Origin of the sequence: Streptomyces litchfieldiae (assembly GCF_031845365.1) — a bacterium.
GTDB lineage: Bacteria > Actinomycetota > Actinomycetes > Streptomycetales > Streptomycetaceae > Streptomyces > Streptomyces litchfieldiae.
Map to the genome: position 1 here is coordinate 60132 of NZ_JAVREL010000004.1, position 25855 is coordinate 85986.

Consider the following 25855-nt stretch of genomic DNA (forward strand, 5'->3'; position numbering starts at 1 on the left):
GAAAGCCCCCGGACGCGGCTCAGGGCAGCTTCGCCAGCTGGGCGCGGATCCGCTCGATGTCCGCCTGGGCCGTCTCCCGGCGGGCGCGGATCTTGTCCACGACGTGCTCGGGCGCCTTGGCGAGGAAGCCCTCGTTGCCCAGCTTGGCGGTGGTCTGCGCCAACTCCTTCTCCGCGACGCCCAGATCCTTCGTCAGGCGCTTGCGCTCCGCCTCGAAATCGATGGCCCCGGACAGGTCCAGCGCGACCGTCGCGCCGGCGACGGGCAGCGTGGCCGTGGCCGCGAAGCCCTCGCCGGCCGGCTGGAGCCGCAGCAGGGAGCGGATGGCCTCCTCGTGGGGGGCCAGGGCCGTGCCCGCCAGGTCCAGGGCCGCCGGAACGCGCTGGCCGGGCTGGAGGCCCTGGTCCGCGCGGAACCGCCGGACCTCGGTGACCAACTGCCGGACGGCCGCCAGTTCCCGCTCGGCCGCGGCGTCGCGGAAGCCGCTGTCCCGCGGCCAGTCGGTGACGACGACCGACTCGCCGGAGGTGAGCGAGGTCCACAGCTCCTCGGTGACGAACGGCATCACCGGGTGCAGCAGGCGCAGCGTGACGTCCAGGACCTCGCCCAGGACGCGCCGGGAGACCTCGGCGGGACGGCCGCCCGCGGCGAACGTGGTCTTGCTCAGCTCCACGTACCAGTCGAAGACCTCGTCCCAGGCGAAGTGGAACAGCGCGTCGCTCAGCTTGGCGAACTGGTAGTCGTCGTAGTACGCGTCGACCTCGGCGACCGTCGCGTTGAGCCGGGAGAGGATCCACCGGTCGGTGGACGACAGCTCCTCGGCGGCCGGCAGCGGGCCCTCGACGGTGGCGCCGTTCAGCAGGGCGAAGCGGGTGGCGTTCCAGATCTTGTTGGCGAAGTTCCGCGAGGCCTGGACCCAGTCCTCGCCGATGGGGACGTCGATGCCGGGGTTGGCGCCGCGGGCCAGCGTGAAACGGACGGCGTCGGAGCCGTAGGCGTCCATCCAGTCCAGCGGATCGACCGCGTTCCCAAAGGACTTGGACATCTTCTTGCCGAACTGGTCGCGGACCATGCCGTGCAGGGCGACGGTGTGGAACGGCGGCACGCCGTCCATCGCGTACAGGCCGAACATCATCATCCGGGCGACCCAGAAGAAGAGGATGTCGTAGCCGGTGACCAGGACGGCGTTCGGATAGAACTTCGCCAGCGACTCGGTCCGCTCCGGCCAGCCGAGCGTGGAGAACGGCCACAGCCCGGAGGAGAACCAGGTGTCCAGGACGTCGGTCTCCTGGTGCCAGCCCTCGCCCGCCGGCGGCTCCTCGTCCGGCCCGACGCAGACGGTCTCGCCGTTCGGCCCATACCAGACGGGGATGCGGTGGCCCCACCAGAGCTGGCGGGAGATGCACCAGTCGTGCAGGTTGTCCACCCACTCGAAGTAGCGGGAGGCCATCTCCTTGGGGTGGATGGCGACCCGCCCGTCGCGGACCGCGTCGCCCGCGGCCTCGGCCAGCGGCGCGACCTTGACCCACCACTGCATGGACAGCCGCGGCTCGATGGTGGTCTTGCAGCGGGAGCAGTGGCCGACGGAGTGCCGGTAGGGGCGCTTCTCGTCGACGATGCGGCCCTCGGCGCGCAGCGCGGCGACGACGGCGGACCGGGCCTCCAGGCGGTCCAGGCCGAGGAACGGGCCGTGCGCGGTGATGACCGCGTGCTCGTCCATGACGGTGATCTGGGGCAGCCCGTGCCGGCGGCCGATCTCGAAGTCGTTGGGGTCGTGGGCCGGGGTGACCTTGACGGCACCCGTGCCGAACTCCGGGTCGACGTGCCCGTCGGCGACGACGGGGATCGACCGGTCCGTCAGCGGCAGCTTGATGGTCCGGCCGACGAGGTGGGCGTAGCGCTCGTCCTCGGGGTGGACCGCGACCGCGGTGTCCCCGAGCATCGTCTCGGCGCGGGTGGTGGCGACGACGACCGAGTCCTCGCCCTCGCCGTACCGGAGGGAGACGAGCTCGCCGTCGTCCTCCTGGTACTCGACCTCGATGTCGGAGATCGCGGTCAGACAGCGCGGACACCAGTTGATGATGCGCTCGGCGCGGTAGATCAGGCCGTCGTCGAAGAGCCGCTTGAAGATGGTCTGGACGGCCCGGGACAGGCCCTCGTCCATGGTGAAGCGCTCGCGGGACCAGTCGACGCCGTCGCCCAGGCGCCGCATCTGCCCGGAGATCTGGCCCCCGGACTCGGCCTTCCAGCGCCAGACGCGCTCGACGAACGCCTCCCGGCCCAGGTCGTGGCGGGACTTGCCCTCCTTGGCCAGCTCGCGCTCGACCACGTTCTGCGTGGCGATGCCGGCGTGGTCCATGCCCGGCTGCCACAGGGTCTCGTAGCCCTGCATGCGCTTGCGGCGGGTGAGGGCGTCGATCAGCGTGTGCTCAAAGGCGTGTCCCAGATGGAGACTTCCGGTCACATTCGGCGGCGGAATGACGATCGCGTAGGGCTCCTTGTCGCTTTTCGCCTGCGCCGCGAAATAACCACGTTCTACCCAGCGCTCGTACAACTTCCCCTCTACATCGGCCGGCGTGTACTGCGTCGGCAGATCGGCGGGGGCGCTGCGGGGCCCGTTCGAGGGCGGCTGGGTGTTCTCGGTCACGGCCCAAGTCTACGAGGAGCGATGTCCCAACTTCGAATCGGATTGGTGACGGGAGCCTGTGCAAAGCCCGGCGTCGCCCAAAATGATCAGACTCGATTCGAGGAGCGCGCCGCGAACGGCGCGCGCGCAGAGGGGGAACATCGTGAGTTACCAGCAGCCCGGACCCTACGGTCAGCCACCGGGCGGCGGCCAGAACCCGTACGGGCAGCCCGCGCCGCCGCAGCAGCCGCCGGGCGCACCGGGGTACGGCCACCCGCAGCAGCCCGGACAGCCGCCGGGCGCGCCCTACGGCCAGCCGCAGCCACCCGGCCCGTATGGCCAGCAGCCCCCGCCGCCTGGCCAGATCCCCGGCCAGCCGCCCGGCCCCGGTTACCCGGGCCAGCCGCCCGGTGGCGGGAAGAAGAACACCGGCCTGATCGTCGTCCTCGCGGTCGTGGTGGCGGCGGCGGCCGGCGGCGGCCTCTTCTTCCTCCTCGGCGGCGACGGGGGCGTCTCGGACGACGGCAAGGACTACACGCTGACCACGCCCGCGAAGGTGCAGACGCTGTCGCTGGAGATGCCCATGGACGGTGTCTTCACCGACGAGCACGCCGCGGGCCTGGGCGTCACGATCGAGGGCCAGGCCGGCGGCATGTACAACGAGGACGTCGCGAACGAGGAAGTCAACATCGGCAACGCCTTCTACGCCGGCCTCTACGGCACCGTCGAAGATCCGGAGGCGGCGGTGGACCGGTTCTTCTCCTCCGGCGCCGGCGACTTCACCGCCAGCGGGAACGCCACGCTGGTCGGCAGCCCCGAGTCGGTCAGCCCCTCCGGCCTGGACAACGCGGTCATGAAGTGCCAGATGCTGGAAGGCGTCGAGCCGAATCCCGAGGACACCGCCTCGGCGCCGCTGTGCGCCTGGGCGGACTACGACACGTTCGCGTTCGTCCTCGTGGACCGCAACGTCGAGGGTCTGGGCCTGCAGAACCCGGAGCCGCTCGGCATCGACCGCGCGGCCGAGTTCGCCGCCGCGCTGCGGGGCCTGGCCCTGGTCGAGGCGGGCAGTGACGCCGAGGGCGGCGAGAGCGGTGGCGTCCTCGAAGGCGCCTCAGGCGGCGAGGAGTTGCCCACCGACCTCCCCACCGACCTCCCGACCGACATCCCGCTTCCGGAGGACCTGGAGCTGGAGACCACCGGAGGCGGCGGCGAGGTGTACGGCGATCTGGAGATCCCCGGCCCGTCGGGGGAGAACGGGAGCTTCTGAGCGCGGCTTCCCGGAAGGAAAGCGCGGAACCACCGGGCGAATGTACAGCCCGGTGTCCCGTCCGAGAGGATGAGCGGAGGCAACGCGCCAGCACAGGTTCCTAAAGGGGAAACGCCGATGAGTTACAACCAGCCGGGCCCGTACGGCCAGCAGCCGCCACAGGGTCCCCCACCCGGCCAGCCGGGTCCCTATGGAGCGCCGCCGCCGGGGGCACAGCCTCCCGGTGGCGGCGCCTACCCGCCCGCGGGTGCCCCGGGCGGCCCCGGTTACGGGTTCCCGCAGCAGCAGCCCGGGCAGCCGGGCCCGCCGCAGCCCCCCGGCGCCCCCTACGGCCAGCCGCAGCAGCCCGGTCCCTACGGCCAGCAGCCCCCGCCGCCCGGCCAGATCCCCGGGCAGCCCGCGCCCTACGGACCGGTCCCGCCGCCCCCCGGCGGACAGCGGTCCGGCAACCGCACGGCAATGATCGCGATCGCGATCGTGGGCGCGCTCGCGGTGCTCGGCGGCGGCGCGTTCTTCCTGCTGGGCGGCGACGACAGCAGCGGCCCGAGCGACGACGGCACGGTGTATACGCTCAGCCTGCCGGAGGCCAGCGGCGACTTCACCCGCCTCCCCGACGACGGGTTCGGCAGCGGCATGGACCTGCCGGACGAGCAGGAGCAGGAGGCGATGGGCCTGTCCGGCATGGAGGGCGAGACCGGCAACTACGCCAACTTCGACGTCACCGACATGACGGCGGTTCCGCCGGCCGGCAGCCTGGTCACGATGGTGGCCGGGATGTACGGCGAGGTCGCCGACCCGGAGGCGGGCGTCGACGCGCTGTTCGCGCTGGCGGAGGAGGAGTCCCTGGGTGAGGACGCCGAGGCCGATCTGGTCGGCGACCCCAGCGACTTCTCGGACGGCGACGCCATCATCAAGTGCCAGACCGGGCGCGGTCGGGAGGAGGACGCCGACCTCGGCTATGTGATCGAGGCGCCGGTGTGCGCCTGGGCCGACTACAGCACCGTGGGCCTGGTGATCTTCTCGCCGATGCCCGAGTACCCCGAGGGCTTCGACCCTTCCACGGGCGAGATGCCCGAGGGCGGGCTGACCGCGCCGGAGCCGCTGGCGCTGGAGGACGCGGCGGAGATCGCCCGGCAGATGCGCGCGGACTCGGTGGTCGAGGCGGGCGCCGAGGGCGAGGCGCCGGCGGAGTGACACCGCCGACCGGCGGCCCGTGAACGCGATCGGGGCCGGACCGCCTGGCGGTCCGGCCCCGATTCAGCAATGGCTCAGGCGGTCTTCTCGTGCGGCGGCGCGGTGGTGCCCCGCTGCTTGGTCAGCCGGGAACGCGGGACCAGCGTCGGGTTGACGTTGGACCGGACGACGTCCTCGGTGACAAGGACCTGGCCGACGTCCTGCCGGGAGGGCACCTCGTACATCACCGACTGGAGGACCTCCTCCATGATCGCGCGCAGGCCCCGGGCGCCGGTGCCGCGCAGGATCGCCTGGTCGGCGATGGCCTCCAGCGCCGGGAGGTCGAACTCCAGCTCCACCCCGTCCAGCTCGAACAGCCGCTGGTACTGCTTGACCAGCGCGTTCCGCGGCTCGACGAGGATGCGCAGCAGCGCCTCGCGGTCCAGGTTGTGCACGGAGGTGATCACGGGCAGCCGGCCGATGAACTCCGGGATCATCCCGTACTTCACCAGGTCCTCCGGGAGCGCGTCCCGCAGCAACTGGGCGGAGTCGCGATCCCGCTTGGAGCGGATGTCGGCGCCGAAGCCGATGCCGCGGGCGCCCGAGCGGGCCCGGATGATGTCGTCGAGCCCGGCGAAGGCGCCGCCCACGATGAACAGCACGTTCGAGGTGTCGATCTGGAGGAACTCCTGGTGCGGGTGCTTGCGCCCGCCCTGCGGCGGCACCGCGGCGGTGGTGCCCTCCAGGATCTTCAGCAGGGCCTGCTGAACGCCTTCCCCGGAGACGTCCCGCGTGATCGACGGGTTCTCGCTCTTGCGGGCGACCTTGTCGATCTCATCGATGTAGATGATCCCCTGCTCGGCCTTCTTGATGTCGTAGTCGGCCGCCTGGATGAGCTTGAGCAGGATGTTCTCCACGTCCTCGCCCACGTACCCCGCCTCGGTCAGGGCGGTGGCGTCGGTGATGGCGAACGGGACGTTGAGCATGCGGGCCAGCGTCTGGGCCAGCAGCGTCTTCCCGGAGCCGGTCGGGCCGAGCAGCAGGATGTTGGACTTGGAGAGCTCGATCTCCTCGTCCCGCGAGCTGTGCGCGTCGGTCTCGCTCGCCCGCACCCGCTTGTAGTGGTTGTAGACGGCGACGGAGAGCGCCTTCTTGGCGTCCTCCTGGCCGACCACATAGCTCTCCAGGAAGTCGTAGATCTCCCGCGGCTTGGGGAGCTCGCTCAGGTCCGAGTCGGGCGACTCGGCGAGCTCCTCCTCGATGATCTCGTTGCAGAGATCGATGCACTCGTCGCAGATGTAGACCCCCGGACCCGCGATGAGCTTCTTCACCTGTTTCTGGCTCTTGCCGCAGAACGAGCACTTGAGCAGATCGCCGCCGTCACCGATGCGTGCCACGAGGTGCTTCCCCTTCGCCTGCGCACCGCCGGGAGACGGTGCACTCATGCTTGCTGAAGACGACGGTACCGTGTCGCCGCGGCGGAATGGCCCCCCTTGACGGGAATCCCCCTCCGCGGGGCCTTCCCGCCAAAAGGGGGCGGCCGGTCGTCCTCTTGCGTTGTCCTGTCGGGTGGTGCCCGACGGCTCAGACAGCCGTCGTCGTGCGCGTGGTGATGATCTGGTCCACCAGACCGTACTCCACGGATTCCTCAGCGGTGAGGATCTTGTCCCGCTCGATGTCGTCGCGGATCTGCTCGATCGGCCGGGTGGAGTGCTTGGCCAGCATCTCCTCGAGCTGGGTGCGCATCCGCTGCACCTCGCGGGCCGCGATCTCCAGGTCGGACACCTGTCCGCGCCCGGTCTCGCTGTAGGGCTGGTGGATCAGGACCCGGGCGTTGGGCAGAGCCATCCGCTTGCCGCGGGTGCCGGCCGCGAGCAGCACGGCGGCGGCCGAGGCCGCCTGGCCCATGCAGACCGTCTGGATGTCCGGCTTGACGAACTCCATCGTGTCGTAGATCGCGGTCAGCGCGGTGAACGAGCCGCCGGGGCTGTTGATGTAGATCTGGATGTCGCGGTCCGGGTCCATCGACTCCAGGCAGAGGAGCTGCGCCATCACGTCGTTCGCCGAGGCGTCGTCGATCTGCACCCCGAGGAAGATCACCCGCTCCTCGAAGAGCTTGGCGTAGGGGTCGTACTCGCGCACGCCCTGGGAGGTGCGCTCGACGAAGCGCGGAATGACATAGCGCGACTCGGCAGGGAGGCGATCGTAGATGCCGGAGCCGGGGAAGGTGTTCATCGGGGAAATACCGCCTTGGTGTTGGGCTGCGATCGGGAACTGCGGGCCGGGCACCTGGGGCTCAGGCGCCCGTGCCACCGCCGCCCGCGATGTCGGCCGCGCTCGTGATGACCTGGTCGATCAGCCCGTAGTCCCGGGCCTCCTCGGCGCTGAACCAGCGGTCCCGGTCGGCGTCGCGCTCCCACTGCTCGATGCTCACGCCGGAGTGCTCCGCCGACAGCCGCGCCATCTTGCGCTTGGTCCGCAGCAACTGCTCCGCGTGGATCTTGATGTCCGAGGCCGAGCCGGCCAGGCCGGCGGAGGGCTGGTGGATGAGCACCTCGGCGTTCGGCAGGGCGTAGCGCTTGCCCGAGGCCCCCGCGGTCAGCAGGAACTGCCCCATCGAGGCCGCCAGCCCCATCGCGATGGTCACCACGTCGTTCTTGATGTACTGCATGGTGTCGTAGATCGCCATGCCGGCCGTGATCGAGCCGCCGGGGCTGTTGATGTAGAGGAAGATGTCCTTGTCCGGATCGGCCGCCAGAAGCAGCAACTGAGCCGTGATCCGGTTGGCGATGTCATCGTCGACCGGCTGTCCCAGGAAGATGATCCGCTCGTTGAGCAGCCGGTTGTAGACCTGATCGCCGAGGCTGCCGTTCGTCGGCTCCGCCATGGCGGAGGGCATCGAGAGCGTCACGTATCCACCTGCTCATTCTCGGACGGCCACGCTGTCGCCCGGCCGTCGCTTGACATCTGCGTTGTACCTACGGACCCTAACGCGCGGTGCCGACGGACCCATCCCGACCTGGGAACTGTTCGCTGTGAGCGCAGGTCAGTCCTCGTCGGTAGAGTTCTCGGTCCCGGCGACGGCCTCGTCACCGGCGGCCTCGTCCTCGTCCTCGTCCAGGCGGACCGGCTCGCCGTTGCTGTCGGTGACGGTGACCGACTCGACGACCGCGGCCAGCGCCTTGCCCCGGCTGACCTCGCCGACCAGCATCGGGACCTGGCCGCCCTCGACGACCGCCTTGGCGAACTGGTCCGGGCTCATGCCGGAGGACTGCGCGCGGCGCATCAGGTGCTCGGTGAGCTCCTGCTGGCTGACGTTGAGCTTCTCCTGCTTGGCGACCTCGTCCAGCACGAACTGGGTGCGGATCCCCTTCTCGGCCTGCTCCGTGAGCTCGGCGTCGAACTCCTCGCGGGTCTTCTCCTGCATCGACAGGTAGGCGTCGAGGTCCATGCCGAGCTGGGCGAGCTGGTGGTGCTCCAGGTTGTGCTTGCGGGTCTCGACCTCGTCCGCGAGCAGCTTCTGCGGGATCGGGACCTCGACCAGCTCCAGCAGCGCGTCGAGGACCTTCTCCTGGGCCTCGGTGGCCTGCTGGTACTTCTTCTCCTCGGCCAGCCGGCGGCGGCTGTCCTCGCGGAGCTCCTCCAGCGTGTCGAACTCGCTGGCCAACTGGGCGAAGTCGTCGTCCAGCCCGGGCAGCTCGCGGGCGGAGACCGACTCGACCGTGACCGAGATCTCGGCCTCGCGGCCGGCCGCGGAGCCGCCCTTCAGCTCGCTGGTGAACGTCGCGGTGCCGCCGGCCTCCAGGCCGGTGACGGCCTCGTCCAGGCCGTCCAGCATCTGGCCGGAGCCGATGGTGTAGCTCACGCCCTGCGCGACGCCGTCCGCCAGCACCTCGCCGTCGACCCGGGCCTCCAGGTCGATCTTGACGACGTCGCCCTCGGCGGCGGCGCGCTCGACGACGGTCGTGGACGCGAAGCGCTCGCGCAGCTGGTCCACGGTGGTGTCCACGTCCTCGTCGGAGACCTCGACCGCGTCGACGGTGACCTCGATGCCGGAGTAGTCCGGGATCTGGATCTCCGGGCGGATGTCCACCTCGGCGGTGAACGTCAGCAGCTCGTTGTCCTTGAGCTCGGTGATGTCCACCTCGGGCTGGCCGAGCGGGCTGATCTCGCCCTCGGTGACGGCCTCGTTGTAGAACTTGGGCAGCGCGTCGTTGACCGCCTCCTCCAGCACCGCCCCGCGGCCGAACCGCTGGTCGATGATGCGGGCGGGGATCTTGCCCTTGCGGAAGCCGGGCACCGTCACCTGCTGGTTGATCTTCCGGTACGCCGCGTCGAGGCTGGGCTTGAGCTCCTCGAAGGGCACCTCGACAGTGAGCCGAACCCGGGTGGGGTTCAGGGTCTCCACGGCGCTCTTCACGGTCGGTCTCCTTGGGGCAGGCATTGAGGGAGGTCGGGCGCGGCTCTTCTTGAGGGTCCCCCTTACGCGGACACACCTCAGCGCGCGGGCTACTCATAGTACGTGGTCGGGGTGGCCGGATTCGAACCGACGGCCTTCCGCTCCCAAAGCGGACGCGCTGCCAAGCTGCGCCACACCCCGCAGAGGCTCTTGACGCGACACGTAGCGTACAGGGCCGCACGCGGTGCGGTTCGCCGGGGCGGCGGCCCGGGACCCGGGCCCGGGCGGTGCGGGCGGCGCTGGTACGATGCTCACCGTCGCGGGCGTAGCTCAATGGTAGAGCCCTGGTCTTCCAAACCAGCTACGCGGGTTCGATTCCCGTCGCCCGCTCGCTGTGTGCGGCCCGGCTCCCCCCAGGGGAGGCCGGGCCTTCGCGTTCGGTCACTCGGCGCCGGTGTCGTCGCGGTCGTTGATGGAGTCGTCCACGTCGTCCACCGCGTCGGTGACGCCCTGGAGGAAGTCCTCTATCGGGTCGTTGGCTCCGGTGGAAGCGAGGGAGAAGCCGAAGAGGATCGCCACGATGGCCGGCCCCCACTTGATCACCCCGCCACGGATCATGAAGAACATGATCACGCCGAACAGCAGGGCCAGAGAGAACGAGATAACCACAACTGATCACACCTTCGGAAGGTTCGCCTCTGCTCCATCAGGGGCTTGACCACGGCCGCCGCACCCCCGCAGGCACCATCGTGCCATCAACAGAGGTACCCGCGTAGTGCGCTGACGCAGCGTTCGGTCCGTGCGTACGGTTTCGGCCGGTCCTGCGTACCAAGGTGGTCCGTTACCTGCTCGTTAGCCTTCCCGGCCCCACCTCCGGCGAATTCCCGGGCGATGTGCGGGAGTCGAGGAATTTCCGTTCGCTCATTCCCGGCGGCGCCCCGGCGTTGTGCGCCCTTGATCTCGTCGCACCTTCGGAACGGAGTGATACACCCCATTTAAGACGGTCAAGTCGCTCCATTTCGGGCGCTCTGCCGATCCATGGCGTCTCGCCACCACGATTCGCGACGTGGCACTCGATAAAGATCGCGGTGAAGTCGGCGGGCAATTTACGGACGGCGGTCCGGGGCGCTATCGTGCGGACAATGTTGCACGTCCGTAATCAACGAGCCTCCCTGCCCGCCGCCCGGGCGACGGCGGCTGATCCCCCACCGACAGTCACGGACGGCTCGGCAAGGGTGAAGCCGCGCGATCCCTACTTCGACAACGCGAAGTACCTGGCCATCGTCCTGGTCGCGGTGGGCCACGCCTGGACCCCGCTGCGGGACGACTCCCGGACCGCCTCGGCCCTGTATCTGTTCGTCTACACCTTTCACATGCCCGCGTTCATCCTGATCGCGGGCTATTTCTCCCGGAGCTTCACCGGGCGCCCGGACCAGCTCAAGCGGCTGATCACGGGCATCGGAGTGCCCTATCTGCTCTTCGAGACGGGCTACATCCTCTTCAAGCGCTGGGGCGGCGACGACCCCGATTACCCCTTCAGCATCCTGGATCCCTACTACGTCACCTGGTTCCTGGTCGCCCTGTTCGTCTGGCGGCTGACCGCCCCGATCTGGCGCATTGTCCGCTGGCCGATTCCGGTCTCCCTGGCCATCGCCGCGCTGGCCAGCGTCTCCCCCCACCTCGGCGACGACCTGAACATCCAGCGCGTCCTCCAGTTGCTGCCGTTCTTCGTCCTCGGAATGCACCTGCGCCGCGAGCACTTCGAGCGGCTGCGCGACCTCCGGCTGCGGCTCCTCGCGGTGCCCGTGACGCTCGGCGCGCTCGCCGTGGCGTACTGGGCGGTGCCGCGCATGCACCACAGTTGGCTCTACCGGACGCACAGCGCCCAGGAGTTGGGCGCGCCGGGGTGGACGGGCGTGGCAATGACGCTGGCCACGTTCGGCTGCGGGCTGCTGCTCACCCTCTGCTTCCTGGCCTATGTGCCGCGCCACCGCGTGTGGTTCACCGCGCTGGGCGCCGGGACGATCTACGGCTATCTGCTGCACGGCTTCATCGCCAAGGGCTCGCGGTGGTGGGACTGGTACGAGGTCGACTGGGTCAACTCCCCGGGCGGCCGGGTCGTCGTCACGCTGATCGGCGCGGCCGTGATCACGCTGCTGTGCACGTCCCCGGTGCGCCGGGTCTTCCGGTTCCTGGTGGAGCCGTCGATGGACTGGGCGTTCAAGCAGGACGCGCTGCCGGCGCCCTCCCGGGCGGCGGGTCGCTAGGCCTAGCCTCCTGGCCCGCCGCCCCGCCCGCCATGGCCCGGATGGCGGTCACCCGAGCCGCCGTCCGGCGCTTCCTTCCCTAGGCTGGAACCGCTCGGCTTCGGCGGGCGAGGACGAGGCGGAGGCGATGGGACCATGCGACGTCCGAGGAAGGCGTTCCCCCGGCCCCGGGCGGGCCTGGCCGGCGCGGGGCGCGGTGTCCCATGACGCAGGAGCGGCTGCGGGCATTCGGCGGTCCGGTGCCGGTCGCCGTCTACCTGCTGAAGCGGGAGGCCGGTGAGCTGCGGCTGGCCGCGGCGACGGAGGGCACCGAGCCGCCGGACGGGCTGTCGTCGTGGTACTCGCTGTCCGCCCGGTCCCCGGTCGTCGACGCGTTCCAGGCCGGCCGCCCGGTGTGGCCCGACGCCGCGGCGCTGGCCGCCTACGGCGAGACCGGGGCGGCGGCCGCCGCCGCCGGGGTCGCGCTGGGCGCGCTGGCGCTGGGCCCGGCGGGCGGCCGGTGGGGCGCCCTGGTCGCGGTGGACGAGAGCGGGGAGGGCTTCGGCGCCGACCGGCGCGGCTTTTTGGAGCTGTACGCGGACCACATCGCCGAGCGGCTGGCGGCCGAGGGCCGGGCGGAGGTGCGGCCGGAGGTGCTGCGCCACGCCATGGAACGGCACCGGCTCGGCACGTTCGCGCTGACGCTGACCACCGGGCTGGTGGAGGCGGACACGACCGCCCTGAAGCTGCTGGGCATGGTGGAGGGCGAGTTCGACGGGCGGGTGGAGAGCCTGTTCGGCCGGACGGTGCCGGACGACCTGCCGGCGCTGATGTCCATCGTCGAGCCGACGCCGCGCACCGCCGGCAGCCGGGAGCTGGAGTTCCGCATCCGCGGTGCCTCGGGCGAGCCGCGCTGGCTGCGGCTGCGGTGTCTGACGCGGGCCGGCCCCGACGGCCGGCCGCGGCGGGTGCTGGGCGTGCTGGCGGACGCCTCGCGGCTGCGGCCGGGCGCGGACGAGGTGTCCCGGGTGCAGCGGCTGTCCGCCGCGCTGGCCACCGCGGTGACCGTGCGGGACGTCGGCCATGTGACGGCCGCCGCGCTGCGCGAGCTGGGGGCGGAACGGGTGGTGCTGGCCGAGACGGAGTCCGACCGGCTGGTGGTCACCGCGCTCGACCCGCCGGAGCTGGACGCCTGGCCCGAGGCGTGGCGCGCGGCCTGGCCGGAGGTGCCGGTCCGGGACCTGCCCACGCTCCAGGCCGCGTTGCGGGAGCGCCGCACGGAGCTGTGGCCGCTGGGCAGCGGGCTGGAGCCCGGGCTGGGCGCCGTCGGTCCGGGCGGGCTGGCAGTGCTGCCGCTGCCGGCCGACGGGCAGGTGGCCGGGGCGTGCCTGGTCGGGTGGGCGGAGCCGCACGAGTTCGACACGGAGGAGCGGTTCCTGCTGACGGCGGCGGCGGGGCTGGTGGGCCAGGCGCTGGGGCGCGCGCGGGCGTTCGACGCGCAGCACGAGCTGGCGGCGACGCTCCAGCGCAGCCTGCTGCCGCGCGCGCTCCCGGCGCTGCCGGGCGGGGTGGCCGTGGCGCGTTATCTGCCGGCCACGGTGGGGCTGGACGTGGGCGGCGACTGGTACGACGTGATCCCGCTGACCGACCGGCATGTGGCGCTGGTGATCGGGGACGTGCAGGGGCACAGCGCGGCGGCGGCGACGATCATGGGCCAGATTCGCACGGCGATCCGGGCGTACGCCGTGGAGGGGCACTCCCCCGACGTGGTCATCTCGCACGCCAACCGGCTGCTCGTGGGCATGGAGACCGACCTGTTCGCCACCTGCTGCTATGTCGCGATGGACATGGAGGAGGGCGACACCTGGCTCGTCCGGGCGGGGCATCTGCCGCCGCTGGTGCGGGATCCGGACGGCGGCACGCGGGAGGTGACGGTCGAGGGCGGGCCGCCGCTGGGGATCCTGATGGACGCCGAGTTCCCGCTGACCACGCTGGGGCTGTCGCCCGGCACGGTGCTCACGCTGCTCACCGACGGCCTGGTCGAGTCCGCCAGCCTGCCGCTGGAGGACGGCATGCGCCGGGTGCGCGACCTCCTCGCGGCGGGCGACCTGTCCGACGCCGGGCGGCTGGCCGACACGCTGCTCGGCGGCGCGGGCCGGCGCGACGACGACGTGGCGCTGCTGCTCCTGCGCTACGACGGGATGCGGGTCCGCCCGCGCCGGGCGGGCTGGGAGGTGTGGCGGCTGCCCAACGCGGTGGGGCACGCGCGCCGTTTCGTCGGGCGGACGCTGCGTTCCTGGAGTGTGGCGGACGGCGCCGACATGGCGCTGCTGATCGTGTCGGAGCTGGTGACCAACGCGCTGGTGCACACCCAGGGCCCGGTGCGCCTCGATCTCACTCTTACGGGTGACCGGCTGCGCGTCGCGGTGAGCGACTCCTCCCCGCGCGCCCCGCAGAAGTCGGCCGGGGTGGACTGGGAGGCGACCGGCGGGCGCGGGATCCTGCTCGTCGAGGCGGTGTCCTCGGCGTGGGGCTCGGTGCCGCTCAGCGGCGGCAAGCAGGTGTGGGGCGAGATCAACGTCATGGTGGCCGAGCCGGACGAGGCCGGGAACGCAAACGTTGCGTCGATTACCTGATTAGCGTTGTATAAAGAAAAACCAGCGATATGCCCCTCTTGTTCGTCGTCGAAGGGAAGCGCCGATGGCAACGGTGACCCGCCGTGCCGCCGCCGTCGTGACCGCGGCGTCCCTGGCCCTCGGCCTGCTGGCCTGCGGGACGGCCGGCGACGACGTCCGGGACGAGGAGGCGCCGCGCGGCGAGAACCTGGTGATAGGGCTGCTGCTCGCCGACGCCGCGGTCACCCGCTGGGAGAGCTTCGACCGGCCCCTGATCGAGCGGAGGATCCAGGAGCTGTGCGACACCTGCGCCATCGAGGTCTCCAACGCGGGGAACGACGTCGCCGTCCAGCACCAGCAGTTGGGCATCATGATCACGCACGGAGTGGACGTGGTGATCGTCAACGCCGTCGACTCCAAGTCGATCGGCTCGGCCGTCAAGCGGGCCGATGAGAGCGGCATCCCGGTCATCGCCTATGACCGGCTGGCCGAGGGCCCGATCTCGGGCTATGTCTCCTTCGACGGCCACGCGGTCGGCCGGCTCCAGGGCCGGGCGCTGCTGCGCGCGCTCGGCGACGAGGCGGCCAACAGCCGGATCGTGATGATGAACGGCTCCCCCACCGATCCGAACGCCGGGCTGTTCAAGGAGGGCGCGCAGGCCGTGCTCACGGACCGCGTCCGGATCGGCAAGGAGTTCGACATCCTCGGGTGGAGCACCGAGGGCGCCTACGGCGCCATGGCCAGCGCCGTCGCCGACCTCGGCGCGAACGAGATCGACGCCGTGTACGCGGCCAGCGACAGCATCGCCGCCGGCGCCATCGCCGCCCTGCGGGCCGCCAACGTCGAGCCGCTGCCGCCGGTCACCGGCCAGGACGCCGAACTGGCCGCCGTGCAGCGCATCGTCGACGGCTCGCAGTACATGACCGTCTACAAGCCGTACCAGCGTGAGGCGTTCCCCGCCGCCGAGATGGCCGTGGCCCTCGCCCGCGGGGAGACGCTGGAGGGCATCGCCCGGGACCACGTGGCCAATGACACGGTGGACGACATCCCCGCGGTCTACGCCGAGCCCATATCCGTGACCGCGGCCAACGTCGACGAGGACATCGTGCGGCGCGGCCTGTTCACCGTCGAAGAGATATGCACTCCGAGGTTCGCGTCCGCGTGTGACAGAGCGGGCCTCACCGGATAGGCCCCGGTCCCAGCGCCAGAAAGTGGTTCATGTGTCACCCGAGGCGGCAGCCGCGCCGATGCTCAAGCTGCGCGGAGTGTTCAAACGTTACGGCGCCGTGCAGGCGCTCGCCGATGTCGAGCTGGAGATCCGGGCCGGCGAGGTGGTCGCCCTGGTGGGCGACAACGGCGCCGGGAAGTCCACCCTCGTCAGGGTGATCGCGGGCGCCGACCCGGCCGACGAGGGCGTCATCGAGTGGAAGGGCGAGCGGACCCGCATCAACCGCCCGCAGGACGCCCGGGCACTGGGCATCGCGACCGTCTACCAGGACCTCTCCCTCTGCGAGAACCTGGACGTCGTCGGCAACCTCTTCCTCGCCCGGGAGGTCCACCGGGTTGGCGTTCTCGACGAGGTCGAGATGGAACGCCGCGCGCGCGGCCTGCTGGACACCCTGGCCATCCAGATCCCCAGCCTGCGGGTGCCCGTCTCCGCCCTGTCCGCCGGCCAGCGGCAGACCATCGCGCTCTCCCGGGCGCTGCTGGGCGAGCCCGAGGCCGTTCTGCTGGACGAGCCGACCGCCGCGCTCGGCATCGAGCAAGCGACGCACACCATCGACCTCATCGACAGCATGCGGGAACGCGGCCTGGGGGTGCTCATCATCAGCCACAACCTGGCCGATGTGAAGGCGGTGGCGGACCAGGTGGCGGTGCTGCGGCTCGGGCGCAACAACGGCTTCTTCGACGTGAAGACCACCTCCCAGGAGCAGATCATCGCCTCGATCACCGGTGCCACCGACAACGCCGTCCGGCGGGCCGGACGGTCCTGGCCGTGACCGGCACGGGATCCCCCGGGGACACCGAGCCGGGCCGGCGGCGCGCCGACCCGCGGCTGATCACGCCCGGCAAGGGCGTCCGGGGCGCCTGGACGGAGTTCCGCCGGAAGTCGCGCAGCGGCGAGCTGGGCTCGCTGCCGGTCATCGGCGGCCTGGTCGCGATCTGGCTGGTCTTCCAGTCGCTCGACAACACCTTCCTCTCGCCGCGCAACCTGTCCAACCTCAGCGTCGACATCGTCGGCATGGGCCTGATCGCGGTCGGCATCGTCTTCGTGCTGCTCGTCGGCGACATCGACCTGTCCATCGGCTCGGTCAGCGGGCTGACCGCCGCCGCGTTCGCCGTGCTGAACGTGAACCACGGCGTGGAGGAGTGGCTGGGCGTCCTGATCGCGCTGCTCTTCGGCGCGGCGATCGGCGTGGTGCAGGGTTTCTTCGTGGCGCGGGTCGGCGTCCCCGCGTTCGTCGTCACGCTGGCCGGACTGCTGGGCTGGAACGGCCTGATGCTCTACATCATGGGCACCGACGGCAGCTTCGCCCTCGACGACGAGGGCCTGGTCGCCACGCTCACCAGCCACTACTTCACCGGCCCCGGCGTCGCGTTCGGCCTCGCCGCGCTCAGCGTGGCCGTCTGCCTGGCGACGGCCGTCCGGGAGCGGCGGCGGCGCGTCGCCGCCGGGCTGCCGGCCCGCCCGCCGCGCGCGATCGGGCTGGTGACCGCGGCGCTGGCGGTGGTGGCGTTCAGCGCCGCGTTCGCGCTGACCCAGTTCCAGGGGATGCCGCTGGCCCTGCTGATCTTCCTGGCCGTGCTGGTCGGCCTGGACTTCCTGCTGCGGCGCACGACGTACGGGCGGAAGGTGTTCGCGCTGGGCGGCGGTCTGGAGGCGGCCCGGCGCACCGGGATCAACGTGGTGTGGGTGCGGATCTCCGTGTTCACGGTGTCCGGCACGATGGCCGCGGCCGGCGGGCTGTTCCTGGCCTCCCGGATCAACTCGGTCGGCACGACCTCCGGCGGCGGCGAGCTGATGATCGACGTCATCGCCGCGGCCGTCATCGGCGGCACCAGCCTCTTCGGCGGACGCGGCACGCCGTGGTCGGCGCTGCTCGGGGTGCTGGTGATCCAGTCCATCGCGTCGGGCATGGCGCTGCTGGGCGTCGCGGTCGCCATCCAGTCGATGATCACCGGTGGCGTCCTGCTGGCCGCGGTGGTGATCGACTCGCTGTCCCGGCGGCTTCAGACGGCCCACGGCCGGGCCTGACCGCCACGGCCGGGACAACGAGTCGCGACGGCGGTCAGGAGACCCGCACGCCATGCCGTTTCAGATACGCCAGCGGGTCGACGTCCGTGCCGTACTCCCGGCCCCTCCGCACCTCGAAGTGCAGGTGCGGTCCGGTGCTGCGGCCCGTGTTGCCGGTGGCGCCCAGCTCCGTGCCGGCGTCGACTCGTTCGCCCTCCGGCACGGAGATCTCCGACAGGTGCGCGTAGAGCGCGAAGTACCCGTCCGTCATCCGCACGACCACCGCGTTGCCATAGGCGCCGGCCCGGCCGGCGGACACCACCCGGCCGGGGCCGACCGCGGCGACCGGCACGCCCACCGGCGTGGCGAAGTCCACACCCGTGTGATAGCCGGCCGCCCAGCCGCCGGGCGTGCCGTAACGGGCGGAGATCTCATGGCCGTTGACCGGGCTCGTCCACTTCTCCGCCGCGGGCTCGCCGCCCAGCGGCGGGTGGGGGCCCGGGTAGGGCGGGAGGAACGGGGCGCCGTACCGGCCGCCGGGCCGGTCGGAGACCGCGGCGTCGTCGCCGACGGCGGGCACGGTCCAGGGGCCCGTTATCACCAGCGTGCCCAGCAGCGTGCAGCCGACGGCGCGGTGGACCGGGGTCTGCCGCCGGAGCGGGAGACGGCGGAGGAACGCGGGTTTGCGGACAGGGCTCATGCCTTGAGCCAAGGGCAGCCGGGACCGGGCCGCATCCGCCCGCCGGGCCGGGGCACGGCCGATCGGCGCAGCGCGCGCCGGGCGCGGCGCCCGCCGTCGGCCCAGTTCACCGCGGCCTGCCGCCCCGTTCGGCCGCGGGCGCGGGCATTCCGCCCCGCCGGGTGATCACCCCGGCCGGTCACTCCCGGCTGATCAGCAGCAGGGCGCGGTCGTCGTTCACGTCCTTGGCGACGGCCTCGATCAGATGCCAGGCGGCGCCGCGGAAGCCGGTGGCGACATAGCGGTCGGCCTCGCCCGTCAGCCGGTCGATGCCCTCGGACAGGTCTCTGTCGGAACGTTCCACCAGGCCATCGGTGAACAGCATCAGCACATCCCCGCGGCGCAGCGTGCCCTTGGCGGGGAAGAACTCGGCGCCGTCGTACACGCCGAGCAGCGGGCCCTCGGCCGCCATCTGCTGCCACTGCCCGGTGCCCGCGTTCAACTGGACGCCCGGCAGATGACCGGCGGACAGCAGTTCGTAGTCCCCGGTGTCCAGGTCCAGCACGAGATGCACCGAGGTGGCGAAGCCCTCGTCCCAGCTCTGCCGCAGCAGATAGCCGTTGGCGGCCGGGAGGAACGAGTGCGGCGGCAGCGAGCCGAGCAGCCCGCCGAACGCGCCGGACAGCAGCAGCGAACGGGACGCGGCGTCCATGCCCTTGCCCGAGACATCGGTGAGCACGACCTCCAGCGTGCGCCCCTCCGGGCCGGTGCGGGCGGCCACCACGAAGTCGCCGGAGAACGACTGGCCGCCGGCCGGCCGCAGCGACATCTCCCGGTGCCAGCCGGGCGGCAGGGCCGGCAGCGCGCTCTGGGCGCGGATACGTTCCCGCAGGTCGAAGAGCATGGTGCCGCCGCGCCGCCAGGGCACGCCGACGCGGCTGCGGAACTGGGCGATGAGCAGCCCGATCAGCGCAACCGAGGCGACGACCAGGATGCTGCCCGGGGTGACCGGGTCCGGCGCGGAGCGGCGGGATTCGATGAGCGCGGTCTCCAGCACCAGCCCGGTGGCGGCGACCGCGTACAGCCCGAGGAGGCTGGCCGGGCGCAGCAGCAGGCCGCCGGCGACCAGCGGCAGCACCAGGGCCTCCGGCGGGCACCACTCCGGCCAGATCACGGTGGCGCCGCCGAACAGCGGCACGGTCAGCAGCAGCGCGCCGAACGCCAGCCAGTCGGAGCCGCCGCCCCGGAAGTAGTCCACGGCGGCGCGGCGCAGCCCGGTGCGGAGGCGGTGCATCGCCTTCTGCGCCCGGACCCGCCGGGCTCCCGGGGGTGCCGTCCTACTGCCGCGCGCCATGACCTGGGACCTTATCCACCCGTTCGGCGGCGCGTCGAACCCCCGCCCGGGACCGATGTCCGCGTAAGCCGCCCCGGCCGCGGGCAATCCGCTCGCGCCCCGGCCGCCGCATGCCGTTCAACCCCCGCATCCGGCCCACCCCCTGATGTCGTGAAGGCAGAGGATACGGCTCGCGGCTTACGGCCGGGAGCCGTTTGGCGCAGGCAGTCAGCGGGGCTGGCAGGCCGGGCACCAGAACAGGTTGCGCGCGGCGAGGGTCGCGGTGCTGACGGGGCCGGCGCAGACGTGGCAGTCGGCGTGGGCGCGCCGGTAGACGTAGACCTCCCCGCCGTGGTCGTCCCGCCGGGGCGGGCGGCCCATGGCCTCGGGGGTGTGCTCGGGGCGGACGGTGTCGATGCGCCCGGTCGCCACGCCCTCGGCCATCAGTGCCACGAGGTCGGCCCAGATGGCATCCCAGGCGGCGCGTTCCAGCTCGCGCCCGGGCCGGTAGGGGTCGATGCCCTGCCGGAAGAGGACCTCGGCGCGGTAGATGTTGCCGACGCCGGCGATGACGCGCTGGTCCATCAGCAGCTCGCCGATGGTGGTGCGGCTGGCGGAGATCCGGCGCCAGGCGCGGTCCGGGTCGGCGTCGGCGCGCAGCGGGTCGGGGCCGAGCCGGTCCCGCACGGCCTGCTTCTCGGCGTCGGTGATCAGGGCGCAGGTGGTGGGGCCGCGCAGGTCGGCGTGGCCGCCCGGCCCGGCCAGCCGGAGCCGGATCTGGCCGACGGGCGGCGGCGGAGGGCCGTCGCCGAAGGCGACCTTGCCGTAGAGGCCGAGGTGGATACGGACCCAGCCGAGGTCGCCGAAGCCGAGGAAGAGGTGCTTGCCGTGCGCCTCGGCCGCGGTCAGCGGCCGGCCGTCGAGCAGCGCGGCGCCGTCGGCGAACTTCCCCTGCGGGCTGCGGGCGGTGACCGGCCGGCCGCCGCCGAACCGGCGGGCGTACTCGGCGGCGAGCCGGTGGATGGTGTGGCCCTCGGGCATCGGGCGGGTCAGTCCTGGCCGGGCAGCGGCGGCAGGGTGTCGTCCGTTTCATAGGCGTCGAGCATGCGGATGCGGCGGCTGTGCCGCTCCTCGCCGGAGTAGGGCGTGGCGAGGAAGACGGCGACGAACGAGGTGGCCTCGTCCAGCGTGTGCATGCGGGCGCCGACGCTCAGGACGTTGGCGTCGTTGTGCTGCCGGCCCAGCCGGGCCGTCTCCTCGCTCCAGGCGAGGGCGCAGCGCACGCCGGTGACCTTGTTGGCCGCGATGGCCTCGCCGTTGCCCGAGCCGCCGATCACGATGCCCAGGGCCTCGGGGTCGGCGGCGGTGCGCTCGGCGGCGCGCAGGCAGAACGGCGGGTAGTCGTCCTGGGCGTCGTACGTGTGCGGGCCGCAGTCGACCGGCTCATGGCCGTGGTCCTTCAGCCAGTCGACGAGGTGGGCCTTGAGTTCGTAGCCGGCGTGGTCGGAGCCGAGATAGACGCGCATGACACGAGTCTGGCACGGCCCGCCCGGCGGACTTTCGTCAGTCCGCATCCCGGCGGCCGGCCAGCCACCAGGCGGCGGGCAGCGCGCCCATCGCGAGCGCGGCCTTGAGCGCGTCGCCCAGCAGGAACGGCACCAGCCCGGCGTCCACGGCCTCGGCCGCCGACATGCCGGTGTCCAGCGCCAGGTAGGGAACGCCGACGGCGTAGATGATCGCGGTGCCGACGGCCATGGTCCCGATGGTCCGCGGCACGGTGCGGTCGCCGCCCCGGCGGGCGAGGGCGCCGACCACGGTGGCGGCGACGGTCATGCCGATGATGTAGCCGAACGACGGCATGCTCCAGCCGGAGGCGCCCTCCGAGAACCACGGCATCCCGGCCATCCCGGCCAGCGCGTACAGGAGAAGCGAGGTCAGCGCGCGGCCGGTGCCCAGCGACGCGCCGATGAGCAGGGCGGCGAACGTCTGGCCGGTGACCGGTACCGGCGAACCGGGCACCGGCACGGAGAGCTGGGCGGCGGCGCCGGTCAGCGCGGCACCACCGACGATCAGCGCCACGTCCCGCACCCGCGCCCGGGGTGCGGTGGCTGCCGGCAGCAGATCGGCGAGGACGGCTGTGCTCATGGGACGACTCCCTGAGGGTGAAGCGAAACGGGGACCCCATGAAGCTAACCGAACCTACTGGCGATCTCGGCGTGAGCTTCACGACACTGACGCCATGCATATCGAACTCCTCGCCGACCGCCCGGACTTGATACCGGGTCTGGCCGCCCTGCGCTGGGACGAGTGGGGCCCGGAGCCGGCCCGTCCCCGGCTGGACGACTGGGTGGCCGTGACCGCCGCGGAGGCGGGCCGCGCGGCGCTGCCCGTGACCTGGGTGGCGTCGGACGACGCGGGCACCGTGCTCGGGGGCATGGGCCTGGCGCCGTTCGACCCACCGGAGCGGCGCGATGTCTCGCCGTGGATCGTCGGCGCCGTCGTGCGCCGCGGGCGCCGGGGCGAGGGCATCGGGCGGGCGCTGTTCGCCGAGCTGGAGCGGTGGGCCCGGGCGGCCGGGCACCGGCGGCTGTGGGTGGCGACCGGCGGACCGGCCGTGGCGTTCTACCAACGCTGCGGGATGGAGACCGAGTCGGCGCGGGGGGCGACGGTCCTCACCAAGGTGCTGGTGGCCGAGCGCTGATAGCGTGCTGTTGCGAGTAGTTCGCAACAAGAAACCCCCGGCCGTCTGATCGTCTTCTCACCTTCGGACAGGCGGGCGGCGGGGAAACGGCCCCCGCGCGGAGGCGTCGCGCGGGGGCCGGCCGACCTCAGTCGAACTGCGGCTCGGCGTCCCGGGTCCGCTTGATCTCGTAGAAGCCGGGCGTGGAGGCCACCAGCAGCGTGCCGTCCCACAGCCGCGCCGCCGCCTCGCCCTTGGGGGCCGGGGTGACCACGGGCCCGAAGAACGCGATCTGTCCGCCGTCGGCGCCCGGCACGGCGATCACCGGGGTACCGACGTCCTGCCCGACCAGGTCGATCCCGGCCTTGTGGGAGGCGCGCAGCTCGGTGTCCCAGCGGTCGGAGTCCGCCGCGTCGGCCAGCCCGGCCGAGAGCCCGGCCTCCTCCAGCGCCTCGACGATCGTGGCCCGGTCGCGGTCCCGGCCCTGGTTGTGGAAACGGGTGCCCAGCGCCGTGTAGAGCGGGCCCAGCACCTCGCTGCCGTGCTCCTGCTCGGCCGCGACGCACACCCGCACCGGGCCCCAGCCCTCGCGCATCAGCCGCTCGTATCGCTCCGGCAGCTCGCCCATCCGCGGCTCGTTCAGCACGGACAGGCTCATCACGTGCCAGCGCACCTCCACCGGCCGGACCTTCTCGACCTCCAGCATCCAGCGCGAGGTCATCCACGCCCACGGACACAGCGGGTCGAACCAGAAATCGGCCGGGGTCTTCTCGGTCATGGGGGCTCTCCTCTTCGGTGCCTGCGCGTGTCGCTTCCCGGCGACAACGCCCGAACATCCCCGTCGCATTCCGGCCCCGGCGTCGCCCCGGCTCGTGCGCCCGCTTCCGGCCGCGTGACATGCTGACACGCGTCCAGCGATCGGCGAACGGACAAGGAGACAGCCGCCGTGCCCGGAGAGAACCTGACCCGCGACGAGGCCCGTGAGCGGGCCCGGCTGCTGACCGTGCACGGCTACGAAGTGGCCCTCGACCTGCGGTCCGCGACCGAACCCGCCCCGGCCACCGGGCCGCGGACGTTCCGTTCCACCACCACGATCCGCTTCGCCTGCGCGGAGGAGGGCGCGGCGACGTTCGCCGACCTGCTCGCGCCGCACGTCCACTCCGTCACGCTGAACGGGGTGTCCCTGGCGGTGGACCAGGTCTTCGACGGCTCCCGCGTCGCGCTCACCGGGCTGGCCCGGGAGAACGAGCTGGTCGTGGACGCCGCCTGCGCGTACAGCCGCACCGGCGAGGGTCTGCACCACTTCGCGGACCCGGAGGACGGCGAGATCTACCTCTACACCCAGTACGAACCGGCCGACGCCCGCCGGGTGTTCGCCAACTTCGAGCAGCCCGACCTCAAGGCGCCCTTCGACTTCCGCGTCACCGCGCCCGCGCACTGGGTCGTCCTCAGCAACGGCGCCGAGACCGCCCGCGAGGAGCTGACCGGCCCCGGCGAGCCGGCCGCGACCTGGACGTTCGCCACCACCCGGCCCATCTCCACCTACATCACGGCCGTCGCCGCCGGGCCCTACCACTACGTGGCCGACCACTACACGCGCGAGCTGCCCGACGGCTCGACGCTCGACATCCCGCTGGGCGCGCTGTGCCGCCGGGGCCTGGCCCGGCACTTCGACCCCGAGGACATCTTCGAGGTCACCAAGCAGGGGCTGGACTTCTTCCACGAGCACTTCGGCTACCCGTACCCGTTCGGCAAGTACGACCAGGCGTTCGTGCCGGAGTACAACATCGGCGCGATGGAGAACCCGGGCCTGGTCACGTTCCGCGAGGAGTACGTCTTCCGCGGCCGGACCACCCGCGCCGCGTACCAGGGCCGGGCGAACACCCTGCTGCACGAGATGTCCCACATGTGGTTCGGCGACCTGGTCACCATGGAGTGGTGGGACGACCTGTGGCTGAAGGAGTCCTTCGCGGACTTCATGGGCGCCTTCTCGCTGGTGGAGGCGACGCGTTTCGAGGAGGGCTGGATCGCGTTCGCCAACCGCCGCAAGGCATGGGCCTACCGCGCCGACCAGTTGCCGTCCACGCACCCCATCACCGCGGACATCCGCGACCTGGAGGACGCCAAGCTCAACTTCGACGGCATCACCTACGCCAAGGGCGCCTCCGTTCTCAAGCAGCTCGTCGCCTATGTGGGGCGCGAGGCGTTCCTGGAGGGCGCGCGCCGCTACTTCCAGCGCCATGCCTATGGCAACACCCGGCTGGACGACCTGCTGGCCGTGCTCGGTGAGACCTCGGGCCGCGACATGGCCGAGTGGGCCAAGGCGTGGCTGGGCACCGCCGGGGTCAACGCGCTCACGCCGCATGTCACTTACGACGCCACCGGGCGCATCACCGAGCTGAGCGTGCTCCAGGAGGCGCCCGACAGCCACCCCACGCTGCGCCCGCACCGGGTGGCGGTCGGCCTGTACCGGCTGGCGGAGCCGGGCGGCGCGGTGGTGCGCTACGCCCGCGCCGAGGTGGACGTCACCGGGACGCGCACGGCCGTGCCGGAGCTGGCCGGCGAGGAGGCGCCGCTGCTGGTCCTGGTCAACGACGACGACCTGACGTACTGCAAGACCCGTTTCGACGAGGTGTCGCTGTCCAATCTGCGCGGCTGCCTGGGCGACATCACCGACCCGCTGGCCCGCGCCCTGTGCTGGTCCGCCCTGTGGAACATGACCCGCGACGGCCTGCTGCCCGCCCGCGACTTCCTCGGCCTGGTCCAGGACTTCGGCGGGCGGGAGACCGAAATCGGGGTGCTCCAGATGGTGCACGCCTGGGCGTTCACCGCCCTGCACCACTACAGCGCCCCGCCCCGGCGCGAGGCCGCGGCCCATGAGCTGTCCGCCGCGGCGCTGGGCGAGCTGCGGCGGGCCCTGCCGGGCAGCGACCACCAGCTCGCCTGGGCCCGTTTCTTCGCCGGCTGCGCCGTCTCCGACGCGGACTTCCAGTTGCTCGCCGGGCTGCTGGCGGGCACCGCCCGGATCGACGGCCTGGAGGTGGACCAGGAGCTGCGCTGGCAGTTCACCGAGCCGCTGGCCGCGAACGGCATCGCCGGGGAGGCCGACCTGGCCGCCGAGCTGGCCCGCGACGACACCGCCTCCGGCCGCCGCCACCATGTGCGCTGCCTGGCCGCGCGCCCCTCGGCCGAGGTCAAGGAGCGGGCGTGGCAGGACGTGGTCGAGTCGGACCGGCTGTCCAACGCGCTGGTCGAGGCGACCATCGCGGGCTTCGGCCAGAGCGGGCAGCGTGAGCTGCTGGCGCCGTATCTGCCGCGCTACTTCGAGGCGATCGAACGGGTCTGGCGGGAGCGGACGATCGAGATCGGGATGGCCGTGGTGCGCGGCCTGTTCCCCATGCTCCAGGGCAACCGGCGCGCGCTGGACGCCACCGACGCCTGGCTGGGTGACCACGCCGACGCGCCGCCCGCGCTGCGCCGCCTCGTCCTGGAGGCCCGCGACGACCTGGCCCGCGCCCTGCGCGCCCAGGCCGCCGACGCGCGGTAGGCACACACCCGTCCGCTGCCCGAACATCCGCGCATTGGGGCGGAGTTGTCCCTGT

General features: G+C 72.1%; 21 protein-coding genes and 2 tRNA genes. 10 read left to right on the top strand and 13 right to left on the bottom strand.

Translation table 11 applies throughout. From position 1 onward, the window contains the following. Positions 1–19: 19 nt before the first annotated feature. Positions 20–2647, bottom strand: coding sequence for a valine--tRNA ligase (locus RM590_RS08995; protein WP_311703898.1), 2628 nt, complete (start codon positions 2645–2647; stop codon positions 20–22). 142 nt (positions 2648–2789) lie between these two features. Between RM590_RS08995 and RM590_RS09000 the strand changes: the two genes are divergently transcribed. Then, positions 2790–3893 (top strand): hypothetical protein, encoded by a 1104-nt coding sequence (locus RM590_RS09000; protein ID WP_311703899.1) that lies wholly within the window; start codon positions 2790–2792, stop codon positions 3891–3893. 117 nt (positions 3894–4010) lie between these two features. Next, on the top strand, positions 4011–5087 hold the full coding sequence (locus RM590_RS09005) for a hypothetical protein (protein ID WP_311703900.1): 1077 nt from the start codon (positions 4011–4013) through the stop codon (positions 5085–5087). Positions 5088–5161: 74 nt separating this feature from the next. Here RM590_RS09005 and clpX read toward each other — a convergent pair whose 3' ends face one another. The 5 genes from clpX to RM590_RS09030 form a co-directional block, all read right to left on the bottom strand. Further along, the gene (clpX, locus tag RM590_RS09010; RefSeq protein WP_311703901.1) at positions 5162–6463 is read right to left on the bottom strand and encodes an ATP-dependent Clp protease ATP-binding subunit ClpX; all 1302 of its coding nucleotides are present in this window, start codon (positions 6461–6463) and stop codon (positions 5162–5164) included. A gap of 187 nt (positions 6464–6650) precedes the next feature. Next, complete coding sequence (locus RM590_RS09015; RefSeq protein WP_311703902.1) at positions 6651–7301, bottom strand: ATP-dependent Clp protease proteolytic subunit; 651 nt, start codon at positions 7299–7301, stop codon at positions 6651–6653. A 61-nt stretch (positions 7302–7362) separates the two neighbouring features. After that, positions 7363–7965, bottom strand: a complete 603-nt coding sequence (locus RM590_RS09020; protein WP_311704175.1) for an ATP-dependent Clp protease proteolytic subunit — start codon at positions 7963–7965, stop codon at positions 7363–7365. A gap of 147 nt (positions 7966–8112) precedes the next feature. Next, positions 8113–9486 carry a trigger factor gene (gene tig / locus RM590_RS09025; RefSeq protein ID WP_311703903.1) on the bottom strand — a complete coding sequence of 458 codons (1374 nt, stop codon included), beginning with the start codon at positions 9484–9486 and terminating at the stop codon, positions 8113–8115. Between the two features lie 103 nt (positions 9487–9589). After that, positions 9590–9666 (bottom strand) — tRNA-Pro (locus RM590_RS09030). A 118-nt stretch (positions 9667–9784) separates the two neighbouring features. Here RM590_RS09030 and RM590_RS09035 point away from each other — a divergent pair. Next, a tRNA-Gly gene (locus RM590_RS09035) sits at positions 9785–9855 on the top strand. A gap of 51 nt (positions 9856–9906) precedes the next feature. Here RM590_RS09035 and RM590_RS09040 read toward each other — a convergent pair. Then, the gene (locus RM590_RS09040) at positions 9907–10134 is read right to left on the bottom strand and encodes a hypothetical protein (protein WP_311703904.1); all 228 of its coding nucleotides are present in this window, start codon (positions 10132–10134) and stop codon (positions 9907–9909) included. Between the two features lie 473 nt (positions 10135–10607). Between RM590_RS09040 and RM590_RS09045 the strand changes: the two genes are divergently transcribed. The 5 genes from RM590_RS09045 to RM590_RS09065 all read left to right on the top strand — a co-directional run bounded on the left by RM590_RS09045 (position 10608) and on the right by RM590_RS09065 (position 17582). Further along, entirely contained in the window at positions 10608–11732 is a 1125-nt protein-coding gene (locus RM590_RS09045) for an acyltransferase family protein (protein WP_394813830.1), read from the top strand. 203 nt (positions 11733–11935) lie between these two features. After that, on the top strand, positions 11936–14347 hold the full coding sequence (locus RM590_RS09050) for a SpoIIE family protein phosphatase (protein WP_311703906.1): 2412 nt from the start codon (positions 11936–11938) through the stop codon (positions 14345–14347). Positions 14348–14411: 64 nt separating this feature from the next. Continuing rightward, positions 14412–15515 (top strand): sugar ABC transporter substrate-binding protein, encoded by a 1104-nt coding sequence (locus tag RM590_RS09055; RefSeq protein ID WP_311703907.1) that lies wholly within the window; start codon positions 14412–14414, stop codon positions 15513–15515. 22 nt (positions 15516–15537) lie between these two features. Then, on the top strand, positions 15538–16326 hold the full coding sequence (locus tag RM590_RS09060; RefSeq protein WP_311703908.1) for an ATP-binding cassette domain-containing protein: 789 nt from the start codon (positions 15538–15540) through the stop codon (positions 16324–16326). Beyond that, positions 16323–17582 (top strand): sugar ABC transporter permease, encoded by a 1260-nt coding sequence (locus RM590_RS09065; protein ID WP_311703909.1) that lies wholly within the window; start codon positions 16323–16325, stop codon positions 17580–17582. The genes RM590_RS09060 and RM590_RS09065 overlap by 4 nt, the downstream gene beginning before the upstream one ends. A 34-nt stretch (positions 17583–17616) precedes the next feature. Here RM590_RS09065 and RM590_RS09070 read toward each other — a convergent pair whose 3' ends face one another. The 5 genes from RM590_RS09070 to RM590_RS09090 all read right to left on the bottom strand — a co-directional run bounded on the left by RM590_RS09070 (position 17617) and on the right by RM590_RS09090 (position 21718). Then, on the bottom strand, positions 17617–18261 hold the full coding sequence (locus RM590_RS09070) for a M23 family metallopeptidase (RefSeq protein WP_311703910.1): 645 nt from the start codon (positions 18259–18261) through the stop codon (positions 17617–17619). Positions 18262–18439: 178 nt separating this feature from the next. Beyond that, entirely contained in the window at positions 18440–19594 is a 1155-nt protein-coding gene (locus RM590_RS09075; protein WP_311703911.1) for a PP2C family protein-serine/threonine phosphatase, read from the bottom strand. A gap of 207 nt (positions 19595–19801) precedes the next feature. After that, positions 19802–20614 carry an Fpg/Nei family DNA glycosylase gene (locus RM590_RS09080; protein ID WP_311703912.1) on the bottom strand — a complete coding sequence of 271 codons (813 nt, stop codon included), beginning with the start codon at positions 20612–20614 and terminating at the stop codon, positions 19802–19804. 8 nt (positions 20615–20622) lie between these two features. Then, positions 20623–21099, bottom strand: coding sequence for a ribose-5-phosphate isomerase (locus RM590_RS09085; protein ID WP_311703913.1), 477 nt, complete (start codon positions 21097–21099; stop codon positions 20623–20625). Between the two features lie 37 nt (positions 21100–21136). Then, positions 21137–21718, bottom strand: a complete 582-nt coding sequence (locus RM590_RS09090; protein WP_311703914.1) for a biotin transporter BioY — start codon at positions 21716–21718, stop codon at positions 21137–21139. Positions 21719–21812: 94 nt separating this feature from the next. On the opposite strand from RM590_RS09090, the gene RM590_RS09095 reads away from it, so the two are divergent. Next, positions 21813–22274: a GNAT family N-acetyltransferase gene (locus RM590_RS09095; RefSeq protein ID WP_311703915.1), complete on the top strand. Its 462-nt coding sequence runs from the start codon at positions 21813–21815 to the stop codon at positions 22272–22274. 127 nt (positions 22275–22401) lie between these two features. Here the strand turns inward: RM590_RS09095 and RM590_RS09100 are convergent, their stop codons facing one another. Continuing rightward, positions 22402–23031, bottom strand: a complete 630-nt coding sequence (locus tag RM590_RS09100) for a mycothiol-dependent nitroreductase Rv2466c family protein (protein WP_311703916.1) — start codon at positions 23029–23031, stop codon at positions 22402–22404. Positions 23032–23199: 168 nt separating this feature from the next. On the opposite strand from RM590_RS09100, the gene pepN reads away from it, so the two are divergent. Beyond that, positions 23200–25800 carry an aminopeptidase N gene (gene pepN / locus RM590_RS09105; RefSeq protein WP_311703917.1) on the top strand — a complete coding sequence of 867 codons (2601 nt, stop codon included), beginning with the start codon at positions 23200–23202 and terminating at the stop codon, positions 25798–25800. The last annotated feature ends 55 nt before the right edge of the window (positions 25801–25855 follow it).

What these genes read in the sequence shown, in the direction of transcription:
- RM590_RS09095 (WP_311703915.1), top strand. Translation starts at nt 21,813, where the DNA reads ATGCATATCGAACTCCTCGCCGACCGCCCGGACTTGATACCGGGTCTG.
- RM590_RS09020 (WP_311704175.1), bottom strand. Translation starts at nt 7,965, where the DNA reads ATGCCCTCCGCCATGGCGGAGCCGACGAACGGCAGCCTCGGCGATCAG.
- RM590_RS09085 (WP_311703913.1), bottom strand. Translation starts at nt 21,099, where the DNA reads ATGCGCGTCTATCTCGGCTCCGACCACGCCGGCTACGAACTCAAGGCC.
- RM590_RS09075 (WP_311703911.1), bottom strand. Translation starts at nt 19,594, where the DNA reads ATGGCGCGCGGCAGTAGGACGGCACCCCCGGGAGCCCGGCGGGTCCGG.
- RM590_RS09015 (WP_311703902.1), bottom strand. Translation starts at nt 7,301, where the DNA reads ATGAACACCTTCCCCGGCTCCGGCATCTACGATCGCCTCCCTGCCGAG.
- RM590_RS09100 (WP_311703916.1), bottom strand. Translation starts at nt 23,031, where the DNA reads ATGACCGAGAAGACCCCGGCCGATTTCTGGTTCGACCCGCTGTGTCCG.
- RM590_RS09005 (WP_311703900.1), top strand. Translation starts at nt 4,011, where the DNA reads ATGAGTTACAACCAGCCGGGCCCGTACGGCCAGCAGCCGCCACAGGGT.
- RM590_RS09080 (WP_311703912.1), bottom strand. Translation starts at nt 20,614, where the DNA reads ATGCCCGAGGGCCACACCATCCACCGGCTCGCCGCCGAGTACGCCCGC.
- RM590_RS09055 (WP_311703907.1), top strand. Translation starts at nt 14,412, where the DNA reads ATGGCAACGGTGACCCGCCGTGCCGCCGCCGTCGTGACCGCGGCGTCC.
- RM590_RS09090 (WP_311703914.1), bottom strand. Translation starts at nt 21,718, where the DNA reads ATGAGCACAGCCGTCCTCGCCGATCTGCTGCCGGCAGCCACCGCACCC.
- RM590_RS09045 (WP_394813830.1), top strand. Translation starts at nt 10,608, where the DNA reads ATGTTGCACGTCCGTAATCAACGAGCCTCCCTGCCCGCCGCCCGGGCG.
- RM590_RS09050 (WP_311703906.1), top strand. Translation starts at nt 11,936, where the DNA reads ATGACGCAGGAGCGGCTGCGGGCATTCGGCGGTCCGGTGCCGGTCGCC.
- RM590_RS09070 (WP_311703910.1), bottom strand. Translation starts at nt 18,261, where the DNA reads ATGAGCCCTGTCCGCAAACCCGCGTTCCTCCGCCGTCTCCCGCTCCGG.